Below are 2262 nucleotides of genomic sequence, written 5' to 3'. Positions count from 1 at the left end.
GGGGACACCGTATTGAGCTCGGTGAGGTAGAAACTGCCCTGAACAGCCTGAGCGCTATTCACCGTGCTGTCGCCGTCGTGCTCTCTCCTGCCGGACAGCCTGCCTCACTCGCTGCTGCCCTGTTGGTCGACCATACAGATGATACTGACACCGAGCAGTTCAAGGCGGATGTCACTGACCAACTCCGTGCCCTGCTGCCCGACTATATGGTTCCTTCTACCCTCGCGCTGGTCGATGAAATTCCACTCAGTGCGAACGGTAAAGTTGACCGCAAGCAAGCTCAGATACTTCTGGCTGAGCATGCTGACGCACAGCACACTACCCTGACCCCCCCAAAAGGCGATAAGGAGTGTCAGGTAGCCAGCGTATGGCAAGCACTGTTACCGGACAGAAGCATCGGAAGGGAAAGCCACTTTTTCTCTCTCGGCGGTGATAGCTTATTAGCCACCCAGGTCATTTCAACGCTACGTGAAAATGGGCTGACCGCTGAACAGCCTCTCCGTCTGTTGTTTGCACAACCTGTGTTGGCCGAATTTGCTGCCGGACTCTCATTCGAGAACGCCGAGCCGCTTTCCACCCTGGTTCCTGACCCGGACGCTCGCTTTGAACCTTTCCCACTGACAGAGGTTCAGCGTGCCTATTGGATGGGGCAGTCACCTGGACTGCCACTCAACTGTGGTACCCATTATCTGGTCGAGCTGGATGGTGAGAACGTCAATATTGGGCGGCTTGAACAGGCTTGGAACAGCTTGGTTCAGCATCATGACATGCTTAGGGTTACGATAGACAAAGAGGGGAATCAGCGCGTACTGCCTTTCTTCCCGGGTATTGAGACGCTTTGTCACCGATTCGATGACATGAAAGATGGTCAAGGTGAACAACTTGCACAGCAGTGGCTTCATCAACAGTTCCATACAACATCATCTGCTAGCAAAAACAGTGACGTCGGGTCTTCGGCTCAAATGCACCATCTGTTTGGTGTCTCTTATCAAGATGCAAAAGGAAACCCTCGCTGTCGTGTCGGAATTATATTCAACTATCTCACTCTAGATGGATTCAGTATCAAATTGCTTCTAGAGCAATTAAGCCGGACATACTTAGATCCAGAGAGCCTCCCCTCAAAAACAGACCTACTGTTCCGGGACTATGTCAATCAAATTGCGCCAAGTAATGAAGAAAAACAAAACGCTGAAACATTCTGGTTGAATAAACTTGCAGAACTCCCGTTAAAAGCATCTCTTCCTTTGGCGACAGAACCAGAACGCTTGGCGCATCCAATATTCACAAGGCGGGAACATCGTTTGCCGGCAGAAGATTGGCAAGCATTAAAAGACAAGGCGCAAAAGTACCAAATCACCCCTTCTGTTTTGCTTCTAACCGCATACAGTGAAGTGCTTCGCCTTTGGAATGGCGGCAAAGATCATTCTATCAATCTGACTTTGTTTGATCGCCAACCTGTGCATCAAGACATCAATCGTATTCTGGGTGACTTCACCACACTGGCACCCGTAGGTTTTTGTCGTGAAGAAGAATCAACTCTGATCGAACAAGCTAAAAAGACCCAACGGGAGATCGCTGATGTTCTGGAAAATAAAGCTGTCTCTTCTATATGGATTCAACGGCAACGATCTCATGAAATGAGTCTCACAGCTGCCTCTCTCCCGATCGTGTTTACGAGCACATTAGGGCTTGGTAATGGGCTATTTGAACAGGGTGAATCGGGTTTCCCTAAAATGGTTGCCGGTGGTTTATCCGAAACCCCGCAAGTCTGGTTAGATCATCAGCTTTATGAATTTGATGAAGAGCTTGCTTTATCTTGGGACAGTGTTGATGCCTTATTCCCAGAGGGAATGATCGATGACATGTTTAATACTTACATTGCGCTCATTGATAATCTAATCATCATTGACTGGGATACACCACTTCACCTTGTATTACCTAACAAACAGTGTGAATCAAGGCTGGCAATAAATCGCACTGACCAAGCCTTTTCAACCAGAACCATACATCAATCCTTCTTTGAAATGGCGGCGGAAACACCCGAACGCACTGCCATTATTTCTGAACAACATTCCCTCTCCTATGGCGAGCTCGCTCAAGCTGCCCTGCAACTGGCTGCTTTACTCACCGAGCAGGGGGTTCAACCCGGTGAACCTGTTGCCGTCACCCTTCCTAGGGGACACAATCAGGTCATCGCTGTCCTTGGTATTCTGGCCGCTGGCGGGTGCTATGTCCCTGTCGGTACACACCAGCCTCTGGTAC

At 49.5% G+C, this 2262-nt stretch carries 1 protein-coding gene; it reads left to right on the top strand.

Annotated elements, in window-relative coordinates; genetic code table 11:
• Positions 1-2262, top strand: a 2262-nt coding sequence (locus GMA8713_RS25410; RefSeq protein ID WP_157515784.1) for a condensation domain-containing protein, incomplete at both ends; no start/stop codon positions are given.

The organism is Grimontia marina, assembly GCF_900060185.1.
In the GTDB taxonomy this organism is placed as follows: Bacteria; Pseudomonadota; Gammaproteobacteria; order Enterobacterales; family Vibrionaceae; genus Enterovibrio; species Enterovibrio marinus.
The sequence above is the reverse complement of the archived record's forward strand: the minus strand, read 5'-3'. Positions and strand labels throughout refer to the sequence as shown.